At 65.1% G+C, this 20,193-nt stretch carries 17 protein-coding genes and 1 pseudogene; 7 read left to right on the top strand and 11 right to left on the bottom strand.

The genetic code is table 11. The features are described from left to right. The first annotated feature begins 987 nt into the window (after positions 1–987). The 4 genes from ACWF82_RS31435 to ACWF82_RS31450 all read left to right on the top strand — a co-directional run bounded on the left by ACWF82_RS31435 (position 988) and on the right by ACWF82_RS31450 (position 4,501). Positions 988–1,248, top strand: a complete 261-nt coding sequence (locus ACWF82_RS31435) for a helix-turn-helix transcriptional regulator (RefSeq protein WP_452507097.1) — start codon at positions 988–990, stop codon at positions 1,246–1,248. 155 nt (positions 1,249–1,403) lie between these two features. Beyond that, positions 1,404–2,681, top strand: a complete 1,278-nt coding sequence (locus ACWF82_RS31440; protein WP_452507099.1) for a site-specific integrase — start codon at positions 1,404–1,406, stop codon at positions 2,679–2,681. Positions 2,682–3,041: 360 nt separating this feature from the next. Next, entirely contained in the window at positions 3,042–3,473 is a 432-nt protein-coding gene (locus ACWF82_RS31445; RefSeq protein ID WP_452507101.1) for a hypothetical protein, read from the top strand. Beyond that, positions 3,470–4,501 carry a tyrosine-type recombinase/integrase gene (locus ACWF82_RS31450; protein ID WP_452507103.1) on the top strand — a complete coding sequence of 344 codons (1,032 nt, stop codon included), beginning with the start codon at positions 3,470–3,472 and terminating at the stop codon, positions 4,499–4,501. The genes ACWF82_RS31445 and ACWF82_RS31450 overlap by 4 nt, the downstream gene beginning before the upstream one ends. Before the next feature lie 70 nt (positions 4,502–4,571). Here ACWF82_RS31450 and ACWF82_RS31455 read toward each other — a convergent pair whose 3' ends face one another. Beyond that, on the bottom strand, positions 4,572–4,931 hold the full coding sequence (locus tag ACWF82_RS31455; protein ID WP_452507105.1) for an Rv2640c family ArsR-like transcriptional regulator: 360 nt from the start codon (positions 4,929–4,931) through the stop codon (positions 4,572–4,574). Between the two features lie 99 nt (positions 4,932–5,030). Here ACWF82_RS31455 and ACWF82_RS31460 point away from each other — a divergent pair, with 99 nt between their 5' ends. Continuing rightward, positions 5,031–5,549 carry an ArsI/CadI family heavy metal resistance metalloenzyme gene (locus tag ACWF82_RS31460; protein WP_452507107.1) on the top strand — a complete coding sequence of 173 codons (519 nt, stop codon included), beginning with the start codon at positions 5,031–5,033 and terminating at the stop codon, positions 5,547–5,549. A gap of 153 nt (positions 5,550–5,702) precedes the next feature. Here the strand turns inward: ACWF82_RS31460 and ACWF82_RS31465 are convergent, their stop codons facing one another. The 7 genes and pseudogenes from ACWF82_RS31465 to ACWF82_RS31495 all read right to left on the bottom strand — a co-directional run bounded on the left by ACWF82_RS31465 (position 5,703) and on the right by ACWF82_RS31495 (position 11,234). Beyond that, a complete protein-coding gene (locus tag ACWF82_RS31465) occupies positions 5,703–6,233 on the bottom strand; it encodes a class IV adenylate cyclase (protein WP_452507109.1) in 531 nt (176 codons plus the stop codon). 84 nt (positions 6,234–6,317) lie between these two features. Then, complete coding sequence (locus ACWF82_RS31470) at positions 6,318–6,932, bottom strand: hypothetical protein (protein ID WP_452507111.1); 615 nt, start codon at positions 6,930–6,932, stop codon at positions 6,318–6,320. Positions 6,933–7,051: 119 nt separating this feature from the next. Further along, the gene (locus ACWF82_RS31475) at positions 7,052–7,915 is read right to left on the bottom strand and encodes a phosphotransferase enzyme family protein (RefSeq protein ID WP_452507112.1); all 864 of its coding nucleotides are present in this window, start codon (positions 7,913–7,915) and stop codon (positions 7,052–7,054) included. Positions 7,916–7,934: 19 nt separating this feature from the next. Beyond that, positions 7,935–9,314 carry a UDP-N-acetylmuramoyl-tripeptide--D-alanyl-D-alanine ligase gene (locus ACWF82_RS31480; RefSeq protein ID WP_452507114.1) on the bottom strand — a complete coding sequence of 460 codons (1,380 nt, stop codon included), beginning with the start codon at positions 9,312–9,314 and terminating at the stop codon, positions 7,935–7,937. A gap of 168 nt (positions 9,315–9,482) precedes the next feature. Next, complete coding sequence (locus ACWF82_RS31485) at positions 9,483–10,298, bottom strand: SAM-dependent methyltransferase (protein WP_452507155.1); 816 nt, start codon at positions 10,296–10,298, stop codon at positions 9,483–9,485. A 237-nt stretch (positions 10,299–10,535) separates the two neighbouring features. Then, positions 10,536–10,610: pseudogene (locus ACWF82_RS31490) on the bottom strand (hypothetical protein); the annotation flags it as partial. A gap of 132 nt (positions 10,611–10,742) precedes the next feature. Continuing rightward, positions 10,743–11,234 (bottom strand): DNA-directed RNA polymerase subunit beta, encoded by a 492-nt coding sequence (locus tag ACWF82_RS31495; RefSeq protein WP_452507116.1) that lies wholly within the window; start codon positions 11,232–11,234, stop codon positions 10,743–10,745. Positions 11,235–11,921: 687 nt separating this feature from the next. On the opposite strand from ACWF82_RS31495, the gene ACWF82_RS31500 reads away from it, so the two are divergent. Then, positions 11,922–13,196: a helix-turn-helix transcriptional regulator gene (locus tag ACWF82_RS31500; protein WP_452507118.1), complete on the top strand. Its 1,275-nt coding sequence runs from the start codon at positions 11,922–11,924 to the stop codon at positions 13,194–13,196. On the opposite strand, the gene ACWF82_RS31505 is transcribed toward ACWF82_RS31500, so the two are convergent. Beyond that, on the bottom strand, positions 13,193–13,840 hold the full coding sequence (locus ACWF82_RS31505) for an HAD family hydrolase (protein ID WP_452507120.1): 648 nt from the start codon (positions 13,838–13,840) through the stop codon (positions 13,193–13,195). The two genes, ACWF82_RS31500 and ACWF82_RS31505, sit on opposite strands and share 4 nt — an antisense overlap. Positions 13,841–13,957: 117 nt before the next feature. Next, positions 13,958–18,061, bottom strand: coding sequence for a MobF family relaxase (mobF, locus tag ACWF82_RS31510; RefSeq protein WP_452507122.1), 4,104 nt, complete (start codon positions 18,059–18,061; stop codon positions 13,958–13,960). Positions 18,062–18,670: 609 nt separating this feature from the next. On the opposite strand from mobF, the gene ACWF82_RS31515 reads away from it, so the two are divergent. Continuing rightward, positions 18,671–19,738: a tyrosine-type recombinase/integrase gene (locus tag ACWF82_RS31515; RefSeq protein WP_452507124.1), complete on the top strand. Its 1,068-nt coding sequence runs from the start codon at positions 18,671–18,673 to the stop codon at positions 19,736–19,738. Between the two features lie 16 nt (positions 19,739–19,754). Here the strand turns inward: ACWF82_RS31515 and ACWF82_RS31520 are convergent, their stop codons facing one another. Beyond that, positions 19,755–20,165, bottom strand: coding sequence for an arsenate-mycothiol transferase ArsC (locus tag ACWF82_RS31520; RefSeq protein WP_452507157.1), 411 nt, complete (start codon positions 20,163–20,165; stop codon positions 19,755–19,757). Positions 20,166–20,193: the final 28 nt, after the last annotated feature.

The raw sequence follows: 20,193 nt of genomic DNA on the forward strand, positions 1-20,193 counted from the left end.
CGGCCGAGCACGAGACTGCCTACTACGCTCAAAACCCGCCACGCCGACCGGCGCTGGTCAACTCCTGAAGCCGGTCTTCAACCCGTGACGGTTCATCGTCACCACCAGCGGGGACTGGCACATCACCAACGCTCCGCGCGGCAGCTGGTATTACGATGTGGACCTCAGCCGTGGGTGGGGCTGCAACGGGACCTGGGTGTATGCCACGTATTGAGAATGGCGATGGCGGCTCGCATTTGATGAAGGCCCGCAGGAGCGTGGCGGCCATGCTCGCCGAGTAGCGGGTTCTTCGTGAACGAAGACGGTCGACGGTCGGGGCAGGTGTTCGCGGTACGCGTCGACCAGCTGCGGATGATCGAGAGGACGAAGGAGACTGAGTAGTCCGCGACTACCGATCTGGCCTCCGATACGGAGTACTTATCAGTTGCCAGACCGCGATGCCCGGTCCTTGACCGACACGTAGATGGCCGGTGGTCGAACCGCGCCCGACCGGCAATCGCCGAACGCCCCTCGCTCACAATGAGTTCGGGGCGTTCGTGATTGGGTAATCGGCCGCACAGGCTTGATACACAAGCTAATGGTTGGCGACTCCGAGCATAGATCGCGAGAAGCACTCCGCGAGAATTGGCCCACTTCGAGGCCGCTACGAAGACCAGCTGCACGTGTTGCCCAGTCGACCACCGACGTCATCGCGATTTCCGCACCGATCCGGCGACTGCGATGAAGCCTGTCGTACACATCCTCGGGGTCGCGGAGCAGGCGATCGGCCACCGCTGGAGCGGCGACAATTTCAGCGGCTCCGGGCTGCTGGCACATGGCCTTGCTTGCAATCGCCGTATCCGAGCTCGACGCCCGAGCCTGAGGTTTTCCGGTGCGGCCGTCCAGAGTCGGACACGTCACACGGTCACGCAGCGGAACGAACCAACTGTTCCAGCTATGCTCGCTACCAGGAAGAGCTGGTGACCGGGGCCGAACATTGGCGCCCACATGACGTTCTCCGAAGACTCACCGACGGCCCACACCCGCGGTTCGAGCAACCTCTCCCCTCGATTCACGCCCAGTGACGAAACCTGGCTGAGTACTGCCGAACTTGCTGCCCGCCTGAAGATCCCGATCAAGACACTTGCAGCGTGGGCAGCTTCCGGCCGAGGGCCCCGCTATGCCCGGATGGGCCGCTACCGACGCTACCGACTCGGCGATGTCCGAGCTTGGGAAAACGACCGGCTCCGCGACAGCGGCGAATCATGACTCGGTCACCGCGGCAAGCAGTTCAACCCCAGCATCACCCGACCAGATCGCTCCTACTGCCTTCAAACACCTCACGCCCGTAGTCGAACCGCCCGTCGGCCACAGGCCCCGTCGTCATGCCCTGACAGCGCGGACCTACGCCAAGGAAGGAGATCATGCCCGGACGACTCCCCCACCCGATCGGCACATTCAGCGCCCCCAGTCCCCCGCGTAAAACCCGCAACGGCACATGGCGCACCACCGTCCGATACCACGGAGCCTGGGGCACCCAATACATCGAACGCACCGGCGCCACCTCCGGCGAAGCCAGAAACCGCCTGGCTGAGGCGATCCGGGACTTCCGGGAGGAAACCGGTGAAGGCCGCATCACCCGCGCCACAACCTTGATGACACTGGCTGAGGAACTACTCGCGGAGATGGACGCAGATGCGGCCTGTTCCCCAGGACTGATCGAGGACTACCGACGCGAAATCTTTGTCTCCCACAACCGCAGGGCGAACCCGCGCACCATCAAGATCGAGAACACAATCGGCCCGCTGCAGATCTGGCAGGCCACTGCGGGCGAACTCGACCGCCACCTGAAACGGCTGATAGCGAAAGGGCTTCGCCGCAAGGCGAAGCAGCACAAGATCGTCTTGCGAGCGATGATGCAGATCGCAGTACGCCACGGCGCGGTGACGACTAATCCCGTAGACGGGGTCGAGGCATTCCGGCCGATCAAGCGAGACGTGCGAGGAAAGGTCCGCGACCTCGCGGCTCTACCAGCTTTTCGCGCACAAATACGCACTTGGGCACGCGGGGAAGAGATTCCCGGCACACCAGCCTATATCAGTGGGCCAGCCCGTGACTGGACCATGGTGTGGGTCGTCGATGTCATCACCGGCACAGGCATACGCCCCCACGAGGTGTTCGCCCTTCAACTCGACGATATTCGCCTCGACGCCGACGAGCCCTACCTCGATGTGACAGGCACTCTCGAAGAGGCCAGAGGCCAAGGAACCGGAGGATGGATCCGCAAGCCGGCACCGAAAACCGACAACGGATGGCGGCGGATCCTGCTTCCCCCGCACACCATCGAAGCAATAGAAGAGGCCATCCTCGACCTCCAGGTCAGCCAGATCCCCAACCCCCTCAAGCTCCTGTTCCCAGCCCGCAACGGATCACTGCGCAATCCAAACAATTTCGGCAGAATCTGGCGGCAGGCACGTGGATCCGACTTCGACTGGGTCACACCACGTACCTTCCGAAAAGGTGTTGGCACCATTGTCGACAACGAAACCGGAGACCCCGAACGCGCCGCGCGTCAACTCGGCAACACCACTGCCATCGCCAAAGCGCACTACATCGATCGCCCCGAGACCGTCCCAGACAACCGCGAGATCCTGGAGCGATGGGCACACGGCGAGCCAACGCCCCCAGACTCAGCCCTGTAGCGGGCCAAGGTCAGTATCTCGGGCGTCTGTCACCTTCTCGACTCCCGCCCCGAACCCGCGGACCTGAAGGAAATCTCGATTCGATTCGAGACTGCAAATCTGCCTCCATCCCACCGATTTAGTGCCGCCGTAGTCAGATTTGTACCGCATATCCGCAGGTCACTGGGGACGGTGTCCCCTCTCGCGCACAGATCGGTGGCATACGTGCCACTTTCGGGGCTCCAGCGTGTTCGAGTGCACTCGCACACGAAGGAGAACAACCTTGCACGTCACTGACCTGCGGGAACGCAAATCACGGGTGGCATCTTTGCCACTTTTCGCCGTGCTCGACACTCCCGGCAGCGGGGGCGGTGAGTGCCGGTGATCGAGCCGATAATCCCGCCGCAGACGCCCCTTCAGGAACGCATCCACGGCCCCTTGCCGGTGCTGGCCATCCCCCGGACCGCAGACCCCGACATCGTCTACGGCATCTCCGTTGTCGGCGATGCGGGACGCGTCACAGACCGCGCGGTGCTCTCGGCACTCGGCTGGCCTCCGGGCACCCGGCTGACGGTGTCGTGTCCGGAGGATCGCCTGATCCTCGTCCGCGCCACGACCGACGGATCCGTCCAGGTGACCGGCGCCGGGTTCTTCCGGGTGCCAGTCCGCAAGCGCCGCCGCGTCGGGCTGCTCGAAGGTGACCGGGTGCTGCTGGTGGCGCACCGGAAACTGCGGCGTGTGCTGATCCATCCCCCGGCCGTGCTCGACGGGTTGACCGCTCAGAGCCGACGAATCCTGGAGGACTCGCTGTGACGATCCAGAGCCCCGTTCGCCCTGTCCCCACCGCGGACACCTTGGCCGCTGCACAGTTGCTGTTGGCCCAGATGGGCATCACCGCGGCCGACCTCGTCGACTCCGCTCCCGCCGCACCGACATTCGCCGAGGTGATCCCACGCGTGCGGGCACGCCTGTCCGCGGGCACCGCCCGCACCTACGGGACCCATTTCGATCTGCTCGAATCCCGTTGGCCGGACCGGTCGTTGACCGATCCCACCCGCCACGAACTCGAGGAACTCGCACATGCGGTGCAGACGAACGCTCGATCGAATCGAGCGTCCCGGGGTGGAACCAGCGCGGTCGAGCATTTCGTGGCTGCGGCGCGCTGCATCTACCGCCATGCCGAGGAAGCCGGATGGATTCGGCCACAAGACAATCCGGCGCGGCAGCTGCGCATCCCGTCGCGGCGAGCGTCCCACCGATATGCGATCCCCTCAGGCCAGATCGCCGAGATCTGCCAGGTCGCCGCCACCTCGGGCGACGACCCCGAGCTCGATTCGTTGATCCTGAGATTCCACCTCGAAACCGCCTGCCGGCGCGGCGGCGCGTTGGCGTTGCGGCCCCAGGATCTCGACCGTGACCAGTGCCTGGTGTACCTGCGCGAGAAGGGCGGCTCGGATCGGTGGCAGCCGGTATCACCGACATTGATGCGGCATCTGGATGACCACGCCACCCAACGCGGGGCACCTTTCACCGGCCAGCTGCTGCGATACCGGCACGGCCGCCCGATCACCACCCGCCGATACGACTACATCTGGGGCCGAATCGGCGAGGCACTGCCGTGGGTGGCCACTCAGGGCGTGACCGCTCATTGGCTGCGCCACACCACTCTGACGTGGGTCGAACGGACCTTCAGCTATGCCGTGGCCCGGGCCTTCGCCGGGCACCAGGGTAAGAGTTCCGGTACGACCGACACCTACGTCAAATCCCACCTGCACGAAGTCGCTGCCGCACTCGCGGCCCTCACCGGTGAGCCGCACCCACTCGCGCGCGGCGTCGGCTAGGCGGCTACATCGAATGCCCGCCCGCCGCGGCGGTGCGGGTGTCCGATTCCCGAATCCCCAGGGACACCGATCAGCTGCAGCAGTTGGGATCGAGAACGAAGCACAGGGCGGACAGGGCGTCGCGGCGGGCGCGGTGGAAAGTGTTCATTCCGCGCCGCTCCGATTCCACCAGGCCGGCCTTGCGGAGCTGGCCGAGGTGGTGGGAAACCGTGGACTCGCCCAAGCTGACTACGGCAGCCAGGTCACCGCCGTTGCGTTCGCCTTGCGGGGCGGTGAGCAGCAGCGACAGCAGCTTGACCCGGACCGGGTCGGCGATCGCTTTGAGTCGCAACGCCACCTCGAGGGCGGCGGCGTCGTCGACCGGTCCCGCCGCGACGGGAGCGCAGCAGACCGGAGCGGACATATCGATCACAGGTAGCGCCTTGGGCATGAAATCGAGACTACCCGCGGTATTGACATATGTCGAAAAGGTGAGCAGACTCGGCATCAGAAGTTCTTCGATATATGTCACACAAGTGGAGGTTCGATCATGTCTCGTATCCAGCTGGCCCTCAATGTCGACGATCTCGACACCGCCGTGCAGTTCTACTCGACCCTGTTCAACGCCGAACCGGCCAAGCGCAAGCCCGGCTACGCCAACTTCGCGATCACCGAGCCGCCCCTCAAGCTCGTCCTGATCGAGAACGCGGGCCAGGGCGGGTCCATCAACCACCTCGGCGTCGAGGTCGAAACCTCCGAGCAGGTCCACGGCGAGATCGCCCGACTCTCCGAAGCGGGCCTGTTCACCGAGGAGCAGATCGCGACCACGTGTTGCTTCGCCACCCAGGACAAAGTGTGGGTGACCGGCCCGGGCGCCGAGCGGTGGGAGGTCTATACGGTGCTGGCCGACAGCGAAACCTTCGGCACCGCACCCGAACTCGGACTTACCGACGCCGAAGCGGTCGACGTGTGCTGCGGCACTACCGCCGAAGCCGAGGCAGAGGGCGCGTGCTGCGGCACCGACGCCAAGCAGAAGGCCGTCGCCTCCGGCGCGAGCTGCTGCGGCTAATCGGGTTCGCGAACTCCCGGCCAGCACAACGACGCTGCGCAGAAACCCAGGCTCCTGCACAGAGAAACGGCCCGGCAGGAAACTCTGCCGGGCCATTCACATCTGATCAATCTCCGGCGCCACTGTCATCGGCCGGGCCTGCGGGAGCCGTCGCTAGAAGCGCAGTTCTCCTATCGTGTTGAGGTCGATTCCGTGGCGGGCGTAGATTCTGATCGTGTTCTCACCGGTGAGGTCTGCTTCGGTGTAGCCGAGCAGTTCGGCGACACGGATCACGCCGGCCTTGGTTGCGGCCTCGATCTCGAGATACGGCGGGATTCGGGGCCAGGTATCGAGTTCCAGCTCTGCGCCGTCGAGGGTGAAGCTGACCCGCTTGGTTTCCTGGTATGACTTCGCAGAGAATCCCAGCATCTCGAGCAGGGCGTTGGTAGCAGCGAAGTCATCGACACCCACCTCCACCTCATGTGTGCCGTCGATGGCGTCGCTGGTGATCTCTTTCACCGCGAGCGTGGTTCGATTTCCGTTGTCGCGCAACCTGATCCACTTGCTGTCGACCCCGGGGGCGATGTCGTAGACGTAGCGGCGCATGAATCGCTCGCCAAGCTTGCGACCACCCTTGTCCAGGATGTGCCGCTCGATGGTGTCGGGGTCGATGTCGAGGATTTTCGCTTCGTACTCGATGGGCACGGGGGCTCCTATGTGGGCGGTTTTGCTCGACGCCGCGGTTCTCAGGATCGCGCGGGTCGCGGCATTACAGAATGTTGATTGTGATCACGCGAACCCGTGGTCCAACAGGAAGCGGAACCAACCGTCCGGGCGGTCTGCCTCGTCATCCACGAGGAACTCTCGATACTTCGGCCCGGTCAGGTACTCATCGAAGAAGGTCAGCATATCTGGCGCTACGATCCGGGAGCTGTCCTGCTCCCCATAGCGCCAAAAATACTGGTCAGCGAACATGACCTCGCCCGAGGTCAGACTCATCAAGAACTGATCGTTGCCGATCAAACCCACTTGCAGCCAGTGCTCTTCGCTGCGGAAAACCTGACCGTCGGGATCCATGATCTCCCCCTTGCGGAACTCGCCGAACAGCTCGATGTAGTCCGCTTGGGGGGCATTCGTGATTCGGTAGAGAGCGGTCAAAGCCTCCGGAACGACAAGAGCAAGCCACTCAGATCGGTTGCCACTCGACACCCATCCCTGCTTGATCTCGAACTCCATCGTTCTGCGGTACTCATCGAGGATCGCCGCGGAGTCGAGTTCAACTCCTGCCTCGAACGTTGCCAGGAACTCGTTCTCGGACGACTCCGTTAGGAGACGCCGTATTTTGCCGACCTTCTCAGCGACCTCACGAGCCTGCGCCTCTACCCCGCTTCCCATGGTGCGCAAGCTAGCACCGTTTTCCGGCCAAGCAGGCTTCGAAGGCACGCATCCCCTCTTCGGCATTATCGGATGTTGCTGGGTAGCAATCGCGCCTACACAGATGAGATACGCATTTCGGCACTCGGTCAGGGCGCAATCCACCTCCACGGCCGCAAGCCCCGGTGCCCATGAAGGCAGGCCAGCCGGTAGTCGGCCTGGCGGCGGGCGTGGTCGGAGACCGCAGCGTGTCGTAGCGCGAACAGGCACAGCTCGAATGATCGGACGTCGCGAATCACCGGGTACCCCTCCCAGTCGGTGACGTCGGAGCCGTAGGCATCGGCGAACTGCTCCCACCGCTGTGGAGGGTCGGAGAGAGTGTCGGACTGGAAGGCGACGGTGGCTTGGTCCCACTGCGGGGGTCCGATGCAGCAGCGCTCTAGGTCCACGACGTGTCCTCCGGCGGCTGCGGCCATGGTGTTGGCTGGGGACGGGTCGCCGTGAATGACACACCACGGACTCGGCCACTCCAGCGCGTTCCACCGTGCGGCAAGGTCGCTGGCGTAGCGACGCAGCCACCCCTTGTCTATATCGCTGGTGAGGCATTGGTGGATGCGGTTGGTGAAGTCGGGCAGGGTGAAGTCGGGCAGCCCGAGGTGGCTGGGCACACGCAGGGAGTGCAGGTGTGCGAGCATCGCCCCGGTTTCGGCGGCCTCGGCGGGTCCGCCTGATCCGAGGTCTTCCCAGAAAGTGACCGGGCGTTCGGCGACCACGACCGGGTCGGGCACCAGTGGTTCGGGTGCGCGGACGTGGTGGGAGCGTAACCAGTCCGCGGCGCGCAGTTCCCGGACCGCAGTCGCCAGTTCTCCGCGTTGATGTATGCGGATGATGGTTGCGGTGTCGGTTCGCAGCATGGCGTTGTCGCGCAATCGGATCGGTTCGATCCGGGCGGCTGGGACCTGAGCCTGGGTGCAGGCTGCTCGGGCCAGTGCCACGATGTCTTTGCTTCTCATGGTGTTTCGTTCCTGGTGGTCAATGACCGGCCGCGAGGGCTGCGGCGGTTTCGAACAGGCCAGCGGAGTTGGCGCCCTTGATCAGGACGACGTCACGGCCGCGCAGGCCTTCGGTGAGCAGTTCCAGCACTTCGTCTTTGGCTTCTACATGGGTGACTTTTGCGGAGCCCGCTTCGCGGGCGGCGGTGGCCATGAGTTCGGCGTGTTCGCCGCCGACGGTGATCAGGGTGCCGATACCCAGATCTGCGACCTGACGACCGATCTTTTGGTGCAGGGCCGGTGCGGTGTCGCCGAGTTCGCGCATCTCGCCGAGCACCGCGACGGTGGGTCGCAGGGTGGCCGCGATCGTGGCCAGCGACAGCAGTGCAGCTTCGACACTTTCCGGCGAGGCGTTGAACGCGTCGTTGATCACGGTCACTCCATCGGGGCGTTCGGTGACCTCCATCCGGCTGCCCGACACCAGCGAAGCGCCGTTGAGCCCGTCGGCGACGGTGGCGAATCCGACTCCGGCGCTCAATGCCAGTGCGGCTGCGGCGAGGGCATTGGTCAGGTGGTGCACGCCCACCACGCCCAGGGCGATCGATGCGGCATCATCGCCATGGCGCAGTGTGAACCGTGCTCGGGCGTTGTCGTCGAGTGTGATGTCCTCGGCCCGGACCTCGGCGTCGGGTCCGGTGCCGAATCGCAGGACCTGGGCGCGGGTGTGCTCGGCCATCTCCGCCACCAGTGGGTCATCGGCGTTGAGGACCGCGATACCTGAGGCGTCGAGGGCTTCGACGAGTTCGCGTTTGGCGATCGCGATCGCCTCGCGGCTGCCGAATTCGCCGATGTGGGCCGAGCCGATGCCCAGGACCGCGCCGATCTGCGGGCGGGCAATCGCGGCGAGGTGGCTGATGTGGCCGCGCCCGCGCGCACCCATCTCCAACACGAGGAAGTCGGTGTCGGCTTTGACCCGCAGCACGGTGTGTGGAAACCCGATCTCGTTGTTGAACGAACGCTGGGTGGCCACGACACTGCCGTGGCGGGACAGGATCTGGGTGAGCAAGTCCTTGGTGGAGGTCTTGCCCGCCGAACCGGTGATCGCCAGCACCCGGCCGGTGTAGCGGGTGGCTACGGCGTGGGCCAGATCGCTCATCGCCCTCACTACGTCGTCAACGACGACCGCCGGGGTGCCGGTCGGGCGGGTGGCCAACACCGCGACGGCGCCGTTGTCCATTGCGGCGGTGGCGAAGTCGTGGCCGTCGACGCGTTGGCCGGGCAGCGCGGCGAACAGTCCGCCAGTCTCGACCTGGCGGGAGTCGAACGCAGTCGGTGCCGTGACGGTCACTTGGTCGTCGTTGACAGAATCGAGCCGACCGCCGACCGCTCGAGCGACCTCGGCGAGGGTCATGGAGATCATGGGTTTCCAACCTTTCGAATTTCGATAACCACTGTGGTGTCAGGGTCTGGTGCTGGCCCCTGCGCGGGCGGCGAGATCGGCTGTGCGCCACGATCATGCTCGCCGCCGGACCGGCCTGATCGCCCGGACTACATCGACGTTGCGCACGCGGGCGATGTCGGGGCCGGGTCAAGTCCGGCACCGTTGGCCGATGGCGGCGTAAGCGCTCAGGTCCGACACGGCGGGGTGTAGCGGTTCGATGGCGTGGTCGTAGTGGCCGACGCCGAGGAGTTCGGGTCGCCATCGGTGTGGCGTGATCAGTCCGGGGGTGTGTAGGCGGTACCCGGTGAGCATCGCTGTGAGGTCGTCGTGGGTGCGTGGGTGGTAAGCGATCCCGACCGCGCGCATGGTCTCTGCGGCTGCGTCGATGTGGTGGCCGTGCATGTCGGCGGTGATGTGGGTGAACACCAGCCATGTTTCGGCCGGTAGCGCGCGGGTCAATGCCGCCAGCATCGCCGGGGCGTCGCCGATCAGTTCGGCGGTACCGGACAGACAGAGCGCGATCGGTGCCGTGGTGTCGAGGGTGGTGGTGATGGCGTCGAGTACGGCGGTGGTGTCGGTCAGGTCGATTTCGGCGGTGTGGGTGGTGTGTCCGGTCATCAGTGCGCGGGCATGGGTCGCCGCGACCGGGTCGTTGTCGATGTACAAGGTGCGCGCGGTGCCGACGCGATCCCCGGCGATGTCGTGGATGTTTGGTGTGTGTGGGATACCGCATCCCAGTTCTACGAACTGGGTTACCTGGTGGTGGTCGATGAGGTATCCGACCGCGCGTAGGGCGAACCGCCGTGATTCGGTGATCGCGGGGGCGATCTTGTTCCGTGCCAGCTTCTGCGCGATCGCATGATCGGCGGTGTAGTAGTCCTTGCCACCGAGTAGAGCGGTGTGGATGCGCGCGTTGTTGGGGCGGGACGGGTCCAGGACCGTGGAGCAGTCGGGGTCGCTCACCTGGGGTCTCCTTCCTGCGGATCGAAATTGGTGTGGCCCCGGAGATTGCCGGGGAACGACTCCGGGGCCGCCCGTCCGGCGCGGTCGCCGGTCAGGTGTCGTTGGGGGCGTCGAGCACGGCTTGCCAGTACAGGCGGGCGGTGACGGTGTCTTCGGTGTCGTCGGGAACCTCGGCGCGGAGACGCACGCGCTGATGACCGCGCGGGCATAGGCCGAGGTTTGCAGTAGCCCGGGGATCAGGTCGTAGCTGTAGCCGCGCTGGTTCGTGGTGGCGTCTTCGAGGTCGATGAGGCTGCGTTGCAGGCTTGCCAAGCCCCCGGAGGTCGCGGGAGCGGCGACCTCCGGGGGACCTCCCCGCCCTCGAGGCCGGTCGGTCTCAGCGCTGGGATCGCTGCGGCGTCAAGGGCATTCAGGTGGTCAGAGCGCGCGAGTGGGTCGCGCCGGTCAGGGGTGGGGTAGGTCGGGGCGAGGCTCGACCGATGCCAAGCACCTGCGCACGCTGCGTAGAACGGTTTTCGCCGAGGGCCGGAACGGGGTGGCGGTCGGGGCGACCCAGGTTCTGGCGATCCACTGGTCTGGTGCCGGTGAGGGCAAGACGATGTCGCCGTCACGGATGACGATCACTCGCGCGCGCCGGAATTGTGCGGCCACGGTGGGTCCGACCGGTTCGGCGTCGGTGCGCACGAGGAAGCTCCACATGCCCGCTTTCGGGTGGCCGATGATCGGGTACGGGCTGTTGATTGCACGGTCCAACTCGAGCTTGACCCGGGTCGCCAACTGGATCGGCATCATCACCGCACCTTCGGCCCCGGCGCGCATCGTGATCGCACCTGTAACCGGGTCGACGACGGTCGGCAGGCCACAGACCTTCCGGTAGAACAGGCTGCGCGACTGTGGCGAATCAAGCAGGGCAGGTTCGGGTTCCGCGTGCGTCACGACTCACTCCTCGTGCGCGCGGGGGCCACGTGCCGCGCCAGTCGGTACATGCGGCCAACCATCGAATCCTTTTGCAGGGCAATAGATGTAACGACAAGCCAAGGCGGTAGCGATGCTGAGGACGCACCACGGGACAAGGACGCAAAGGACTCGTCATCGGTGAGGTCAGCGGTGCCGGGAGACGATTCATCCCGGCACCGCGACGGTTGTGAGGCCCACTCGCGGACAGCGGCGGCAACCTGGGACAACTCAGTCACCGGAGCGCCGATGTAGTTGGTTGGAGTGGGGCCGAACCCGGCGAGATGGCCTCCGGGATCGCGCTGGGGCAGCAGGTCTGAGTGGATCAGTCCGAGGCTCTCGAGGCTCTCCAGCAACTCGGCAAGCTCGCGACCGCCTTCGCCGTGGGCAGACGCGGGTTCGATAGAACGCGAGGGAGCCAGCGGCCCAGTCTGGACTGTGTTGGTTTGACCTGCTGATCGGTCGGGCTCGTTCATCGTTCCTCCGTGTCATCCATCTCGGATGTCCGTTTCTGTGACGAGGCGGGCTGCTAGGGAAGCTCAGCGGAACCGCGAGAACAACATTGACCGATTGCATCGGCCGAAAGAAGGACAAACAAGAGGACATATCGCGGCCGTGAGCAAACTTGGACCTCGTCAAATGTCCTGAGAGCGGACTATTCTCGCTCGCATGGCAAACAATGGGAATGCGGCTTTGCGCGCGGCCCGGCAAGCATTGGGGTACCGGTCCCAAGCGGCTCTGGCTGAGGCGTTGACCGACGCTGCGCGCGTGATCGGACTCCGCATCGAGGTAGCCACCCGCACCGTACGACGCTGGGAGTCAACAGACCCACCGTGGCCGCATCCAGAACATGCCGCCGCCCTGGAAGCTCTGTTCAAACGCCCCATAACAGAGCTTGGATTCACGCCACCGTGGCCGAATGGCGCGGATGGGCGGAGGTCGCGAGAGTCTTTGGCTACCAATGGAAATCAGAAATCTGGACGCTATCGGCGCGTGATGGGCGGCGCAGAGCTGCCGGCGACCGTCGCGAAGAACTATGTGGCGATCACGGTCGCTCATCGCGGGATGTACTGGTCACTGCCAGCGAAGCAGCTGCAACGATCCGTCTCTGATCATGCTCGGCTGGGGGCCGATCTCATCCCACAGATCGACGTACGCGCTACGACCTCCCTGGCCAGAGCCGTGTCAGAATCGGCGCTGCTCGCAGGCCGCCTCGAGTTCTTCGACCTCCAACAACCCGAGGAGGCGCAGGCCAGTTTTGTTCTCGCACTCCAGGCTGCCCACGAAGCGGCCGATGCCTTGCTGGGCTGTGCGGTGCTTGCGCACATGGCTTTTGTCCCTGCGTTCTCCGGTGTAGCCAAGCGAGCCGAGGAAGCGAGGGAGCGCGTTCGTGCGGCCCGAGCATTCGCACGGCGGGGCGACGGAAACCATGAGCTGACTGCCTGGCTCGATGCGGTTGAGGCCGAAGTCGAGACGCGGTTCGGCAACACTCGCCAGGCTCTGAGTCTGATCCGACACGCCGAACAGTCCTACGTCCAGCACGATCCGCAGGATCGGCCGTCGCCGGAGTGGCTGGATTGGTTCTCCCCGACGCGGCTCGCGGGCTTCAAAGCCAACACCTTGATATCGGCGGGTGATGGCCGCTTGGCATTGGAGACGCTGCGGCAAGTGCTCGACGAACTTCCTGCCGAATCGGTGAAACAGCGGTCGGTTTACCTCGCCGATGCCGCCGCTGCGTGTGTATTGGACAAGCTTCCCCAGCAAGCGTGCCGCTTCCTCGAGGATGCGTTGGACGGGATCAGTGAGTACTGGTACGCAACGACTCTCGACCGAATCAAGGTGGTACGGCAGGACCTGCGAAAGTGGGACTCCCTGCCTGAGGTGAGGGCGCTGGATGAGCGGTTGTATGACTGGCATACAACCGTCAACTCACTGTCCGGCTAGCGCTGCGCCTTCACGATGTCGGGGAGCTCGGACAGGCTGTCGATTCGCCAGTCCGAAAGCTCCTTGACATCCTGCCGGTCCCGGTGAATCCATCCCCACGGTCCGCGCTGGATGTAGGCAGTCCGCATCCCCACCTTCACAGCGGGAGTGATGTCGTTGTCGATGCGGTCACCGACGTAGACGATCTGATCGGCCGGGCATCCGGCGACCTCGACAACCTTCTCGAAAAACGCGACATCAGGCTTAGCCACACCCCAGTCATCGGAGGTCGCGATGAAGTCGGTCGGAAGATCGAGCCCACGCAGAAGGCCGCCAGCGCGCACAGTCTGGTTCCCGACGATGCCCACCCAGACACCCATCTCACGGAGCCTCGACAGGGCAGGGCGCACATCCGGGTAGAGGTCGTCCTCACCGAACCACTCGGGCTTACCCGCATCCGCGCGCGCCTGGCGCTGCTGATCCAAATCGAAACCCGGCTTGAACACCTGGAACGTCTCCCGGTAGTCCAGCCCCTGGGCGATCACCGCGCCGAACACCGAGACAAAGGTGTGGCGCGGAACGCCCAACCAGTCCGCCCAGGTGCCGTACTCCCGGGTCTCGTCTACAAGGGTCTCGCCGACATCGAACACAACAGCCTGGATCACCACAACTCCTACTTCGACCGCCTATCGCGCGGCACCGACCTTGCCCGAGCCAGTGTAGGGCGCACAGACAGGACGGGATGCCCCCAGCTCCGCTCGTTGTCGCCGGGCTAACGACGGCTACCAGTCCAGGTCGAAGCCTGCTCCGCGCTGATGGTCCTGATCGGTTCCGGGCTCGAAATCGGCTTCGAAATCGGAAACGGCTGCACTCTCGCCATGGCCGAATGCGGCAGCGGCGTTGACCGCAACATCGATGGAAGCGCCGGGTGCTTCGGTGGGGGGATCACTGGTCTCAACGCTGGCGGGATCGATGTCCAGGCGGGTCCAGAGTGCGGCGGCGGGCATCTCATCGGGCAGCGGCCGGGTCCGGCCGGCCTCGGTGAGCTGGTGTTCGATATCGATGCCGTCCTGAGCGGCTGCGTCGATATGGGTGGCGATGACAGGCCAGATCGGGTCGGCACTGATGCGGGGGTCGATGCGGTCGACGGTGGCGGCCCATCGGCGTTGGGGTAGGTGGGTGTTGCCGTCGACTTCGAGGATGCGGCGTTGCAACCGTTGTTGGTGAGCGCGTTCGATCGCACTGTGTCTGGTAGGTCCGGTCGGTCGGTGGTCGGCCTCGGGCACGTGTAACCCTGCGCGCCAGATGGCGAGGTCGGCGAGTAGTTCAGGATCTCGGCCGAGTAGCGGTCGTGCCCACTTAGGGGCGGTACCAGGGGTCCACTTGCGGGCGGTGTCGCTGACCTGTCGGGCGAGTTCTGCCACGATCCGTTCTCGCGCTTGCACCGGCGCGAGGGTGTCAGGTTCAACCGCTGAGGTCGTGCCAGCAGGGAGTCCGGGCGTCCAAGCCAGCGGGCCAGATCCGGTCGAGTGCTTGCCGGTGGGGTCCAGTCGCCAGTCGAGGACGGCGGCGGGGTCGGTCACGGTATCGAGTTCCCGCGCGGCGATGGCTGTGCGTAGTTCGGTGATCGGGTCGGCCCCGGCAAGGGCGAGCATCGCCAAATGCTGCCGAAGAACCGAGTAGGCCGGGCTGTCGGTTAGCCCCGGAACGAGGCGCTCGGCTGTTCGGTCGATGGTGTCGAGTCGTGTTGTGCCGATGGCGTTTTCGGCGGTCATACCGAGTGTGTCGAGATAGATGTCGACGGCGTGGCCGATGCGGCGGGCGGGGTCGAGTGCGTCGCGGAGTTCAGTGTGGGCGGATTTGTGGGTGGCGTCGCGGTCGAGAATGTGGGTGAGGTGTTCGACGGCGGTGCGTGGGTAGTGGGCGGTCACGGTGTAGATATCGCCTTCGGCGCCATCGAGTGCGGTGGCGATGTAGGCGTGGTTGGTGTGGCGCCCGCGCGTCATCCCGACGTAGAACTGTTGGCGTGACTCACGCCCGGACAAGGCGACGTGGCAGGAATCCGCAGTGATGCCTTGCGCGGAATCGATGGTGGTGGCGTAGCCGAGGTGCAGGTGTTCACGCACATACTCACCCGGCAAGCGCACGACGGCCGCCGTATCGCGCCCATGTACGCGCCGCACGACGGTCACCGACTCGTCGGAATGAACCTGGCGGATGGTCCAGGTGTAGCCGTTGCGTACCCAATCGTGGTCGCCCAACCGGAGTCGGCGATCGTTGCGGCGCGTGCGTACGGTGTCGCCGGCTGATGCCACCAACCCGTCGCCGAGGAATACGTGGGGGTCGGCGGCGGTGCCTGTGGGTGGGTCGCTGTGGGCGATCCGGTGGGCGCGGGCGCGGACATTCAGCGCGGTCACGATGTCGTGGGTGGGTGCGAGCATGACCGCATCGGAACCGTTGGCGATGTCGGCGGCCCAGGCTTGGTAGGTGTCTTCGTAGACGCTGCCGAGGTGTCCGGCGTGGATTCGGCCGTTGTCGAGGTACCACGCGAGCGCGGTCGGATCGCCTTCGCGTATCCCTTTCGAAGCCAACGCTTCCCCGCGATGGGCAAACCGCACCACCTCGGAAAGGGTCGGTATCTGTTGCGGTGAGGCGTCGACCATGTCGGCGTCGACGCCGCCTGCGTCGATCGCTGGGAGTTGCTGGTCGTCACCGATGCATCGCACGGTCGCGCCCCGCCCGGTCAGATACCGCAACAGTTGCAGGCGTTTGGCGGTCGGCAGGGTGACGTGTTCGTCGACGATGACCAGCGTCGTGTCGTCGATATCGAGTACCCATTGCGGCAGGACCGGCGGGTGTTCGGTGGTCGCGGTGTCGCTGTGGTGTCGGTCGATGACGTGGAGAAGTTTGTCCACGGTTTCAGCGCGCGTGCCGATCGACTCACCCAGCACGGAAGCGGCGGCGGCCGTGGGTGCCATGCCCAGTACGGTCCCTCCGGCGGATTCCCATGCGGTGGTGAGGACTTCCATGGCGGTGGTCTTGCCGGTTCCGGCGGGAGCGTTGGCGGTGTGCACGCGCATTCCCGCGATCGCGAACGATTCGATGACCCGGATCTGGCCGGGCTTCAATGGCCGATCGGGGTGTGCGGTGTTGTAGTCCGCGACCGCGATAGCGACGTGTCCTGGGTCGAGGATGCGTCCGCCGGGTTCGACCGAGAGCGCGATGAGTTCGGCTTCGTCGGCCAATGTGGATTCGGTGGTATAGATCCGGGAATTCGCGCGCGTGTGCATCGGGGTGCCGTCGCGGCGGCGGAGCCAGGTCGGGACCGCACGGAGGTCGGGTTGCTCGGTCACGTCGGGGTCGCCACGTGCGATAGCCGAGGATGGTGAAAGCGCCTGTTCGACAACCTCATCGACGACGCGTGGCCAGTCGTCGGGGGCGACGTTGCCGCGGATTTGGCGTTCGACTTCGGCGCGGAGGTTGAACTCGCGCCAGGTCGCGCGCCGCTGGGAAACCGCCGCCAATGCTTGGTCGGCGATGTGGGTAATGAACGCACGATCCGGTACCGGACGCGGCGAGTGAGGCGCGGCCAGGACAGCCGGGATGATGGCGTCTACCGCGTCGGGGCCGCCCAATAGCGCTTCTGCTTCGGCCCGCCAGGTGGCGCGTTGCTCGGTGCGGGAGCCCGGAACATGCTTCTTGGGACGGGTTTCCAAGGTCGCGCGTTGGGCCAGGTGGTGTACCTGGCCAGGTCCCGGTTCATGCCCGAACTTGGTCTGCCATTCGGCGCTGAGGGTGTCGAGTCGGTTGTTGATCGCGGCAGCGCGCCGGGACCAATGGTGGATCAATTCCAGAGGGACGCCGACGATTTCGCGGACTCGGACTTGGTCGGGGGTGCGGTCGGGGCGGGTTTCGAACCGGATTCCCAGCGCGATTTCCAAGTAGTGCTCGACGCGGGTGTCGAAGATTTCCGAGACCGTGACGACGCTTTCGTGCAGAGTTTTGCCGTCGATGGTGCGCCACTTGCCGTCGCTGGTCAGGACGCGGTTGGCCCACAGGACATGGATGTGCAGGTCGGGATCACCGGCGCGGGAGTCGCGATGTTCGAACGTCGCGGCGATCATGCCTTGCACATCGACTTGCCGGACACCGTTGCGCCCCAGCCGGGTGAACAGAGCGTTGTCCTCCGCGAAGGTCAGCGCGTCGGTGGCCGCGCGGCGGATGGCGGTCTCGATCACTGCCCGAAGTTCCGGTGTGCCGATCGCCCACAGCACCGAGATACTCTTCACGACGCTGAAGGTGAAGTCGTAACCGGCGACCGCGGAGCGGTCCGGGCGTGAGTTCTTGGCGATCCATCCCGACAGTTCGCGTGCGTCCAGCGGTGCGCGCTTGTACTCAGTGGTGAACATGGCGGTGGCGACGTCGGTGCGGATGCGGGCGCGGGTGTCATCGGGGATGTGGCCGGTGACGCATATGCCCGCGCTGGTGTTGTGGTCGCGGTATGCCTGGGACTTGGCCTTTCGGTAGTCGGAAACCGTTGTGTAGACGGCGTATCGGTTGCCCAGGCGGGTAGCTTTTTCGGCGCGGCGGGCTGCTTCGGCTGGCTGGATTCCGGCGTTGAGGTGCTGGGCTTTGACGCGTTCGCGGACCTCCTCAGCGTTCGGGTGTAGCCCCTCCCCGAACAGGTTCTTCATCTGGTCTTCGGTGACCTCCGACCCCTCGGCGATGCCGAGTGCGGAGAGTCCGGTGCCGTACCAGGTTCCTGGGGCTTCGCCGTGTTCGTTGTAGTACTCCGACAGGGAGGCGCGCCCGCGCGCGGTGGTGTCGTTGGCGGCGGTGTTTCGCATGTAGTACTCGTAGCCGTTGCCTGCGGCGACTTTGTGCATAGTCGCGACCATGCCTCCATGAGGCACCCATGAATTCGACTGTCGCAAGGGAAAATTGATGCGACCCAAGTCACTCTGAGCAACGATCGACAACTATGGGCAATGTTGGGCAACTTTCGACATTGGGCGTAATCGAATTGTGTCTGACCCACAGTCCCAAGAACCCCGAGATGCAAGATGTCTGATAGTTGAAGGGGGAAGAGAATGGAGGTTTGGGGTGGGATGGCGTGAGAGTGGCGGCGGCGGAGTTTGGGCAGCATGGGCTAGCGGTGCAGCGGGATGGATTGCGGAAGTGCTGGTTGAGCGGAGTGATGCACATTCCGATTGATACCGGGGTGGATCAGAATTGAAGTCGAGCCGACCAAGGCGAGACAGCCGGCGATCGGCGACGGCAATCGTGCAGCGCCCGTGCGTGTTACGGGTGTCCCCCACCTCGGCGGCCTCGGCGGGTTGGTGGCGTGAGCGGTCGAGTTCAGGTCTACTGGAATGTGGAAGAGCCATTGATCGGACAGAAAGGTTGTCCGATGCTCATTCATGCTCTTCTCGATCTCCGCTCGGCCGTGTGGAATGGCGACCTCGGCGAAATCTTCGAGCGGTCCGGAGTCGGCGATGACTGAGTCTCCGCACGAGATCGCGCGACGGCTTCTCGAGCAGCTCGGTGTGCAGGCCGAAGACCTTGTGTTCAGATCGAATCCCGGACCGGTCCCGACGTTCGACGAGTACATCGCCCGCATCATCCCGACGGTCCGGGTGGGAACGTTGCGGACCTACCGGCCGTATTGGCAGCGGTTGCGCGAGGAATGGGGTTCGCGGCGTATCGACGACCCGACGACGTTGGAGATGCAGGCGTTGGTCGAGCGGACCCGCGCGCGGGCGGTGTATCGCCGTAACTCCCGCGATGGTCGGTCGGCTGCCGAGCACATGGTCGGTGCGCTGCGGTACCTGTATCGCTATGCCGCCAGCGATGGCTATGTCCGAACTGTCAACGCTGCCACGGAGTTGGCGAAGCCTCGCCGGCTTCCGAGCCCACGCGGTGCCATCGCGGCCGATCGGCTCGGCGCGATCATCGAGGCGGTGACCACGACGGGCGATGACAAGGAACTGGACGCACTGCTACTACGCCTGCATCTCGAGACCGCGTGCCGCACCGGTAGTGCGCTCGCGCTGCGTCCCTCGGACTTGGATGCGGAGCAGCGACTGGTGAAGCTGCGCGGGAAGGGTGGCACGGTTCATTGGCAGCCGGTCTCGTCGACATTGCTGGCGATGCTGACCGCCCACGGCGATCGGGGCGCCGGGCCGGGCGAGCAGTTGTTGCGCTACCGGTACGGTCGTCCGATCTCTCGCCGTCGGTATGACCATCTGTGGATGCGGGCGGGCCGAGAGCTGCCGTGGGTGGCAACGCAGCAGATCAGTACGCATTGGCTTCGGCACACGGTGTTGACGTGGGTGGAGCGGAACTTCGGCTTCGCTGTTGCTCGGGCCTATGCCGCGCATGCGATCCAGTACACCCCCGGTGGGTCGACGTTGACCTATGTTCGGGCCAATGCCCACGAGGTCGCGGGTGCACTATCGGCGCTCACCGGTGAGGTTCATCCGCTGGCCGAGGGCCAGTCGACTACCCCGCCGGTGATGCCGCCTTTGCCACTGCCGGACTGGCCCCGCGCTCGACGCCGCTGAGCACGGCCGAGATCGCCTAGGCCGAGACGGTCAGCCCGGTTCGGATCTGCTCGGCGAGGTGGGTGATGCGGGTGGTGATGTCGTCGCGGACGAGCCGCATGCGTTCGATGTCATCGATGCCGCGTTCGGAGGGCTCGTCGGTGATCCAGGTCTGCACGGGAAGCCCCTCGGGTGCTTCGACTTTCGCCTCCGCGCCGAGGACGACGACGAGGTCGACGCCGGAGTAGAGGTTGGGGTCGATCGGTTTGGGGTGTTCGCCGTCGGTGCTGGCGCCGACTTCGTCGAGTACTTGCACCGACAGGGCGTTGAGACTGCTGCCGGGATCGGTTCCGGCGGAGTGGACTTCGATGTCGGGACCGGCGGTCTGGCGCATCAACGCGGCGGCCATCTGGGATTTGCCGCTGTTGCGGACGCAGACGAACAGCACGGTGGGTCGTTTAGCGCCGACGATGTTG

The sequence above is a fragment of the Nocardia sp. NPDC055053 genome (assembly GCF_053608285.1).

Coding starts and splice junctions, on each gene's coding strand:
- ACWF82_RS31500 (WP_452507118.1), top strand. CDS start 11,922: ATGGCAAACAATGGGAATGCGGCTTTGCGCGCGGCCCGGCAAGCATTG.
- ACWF82_RS31480 (WP_452507114.1), bottom strand. CDS start 9,314: ATGATCTCCATGACCCTCGCCGAGGTCGCTCGAGCGGTCGGCGGTCGG.
- ACWF82_RS31455 (WP_452507105.1), bottom strand. CDS start 4,931: ATGCCCAAGGCGCTACCTGTGATCGATATGTCCGCTCCGGTCTGCTGC.
- ACWF82_RS31440 (WP_452507099.1), top strand. CDS start 1,404: ATGCCCGGACGACTCCCCCACCCGATCGGCACATTCAGCGCCCCCAGT.
- ACWF82_RS31435 (WP_452507097.1), top strand. CDS start 988: ATGACGTTCTCCGAAGACTCACCGACGGCCCACACCCGCGGTTCGAGC.
- ACWF82_RS31460 (WP_452507107.1), top strand. CDS start 5,031: ATGTCTCGTATCCAGCTGGCCCTCAATGTCGACGATCTCGACACCGCC.
- ACWF82_RS31475 (WP_452507112.1), bottom strand. CDS start 7,915: ATGAGAAGCAAAGACATCGTGGCACTGGCCCGAGCAGCCTGCACCCAG.
- ACWF82_RS31515 (WP_452507124.1), top strand. CDS start 18,671: ATGACTGAGTCTCCGCACGAGATCGCGCGACGGCTTCTCGAGCAGCTC.
- mobF (WP_452507122.1), bottom strand. CDS start 18,061: ATGCACAAAGTCGCCGCAGGCAACGGCTACGAGTACTACATGCGAAAC.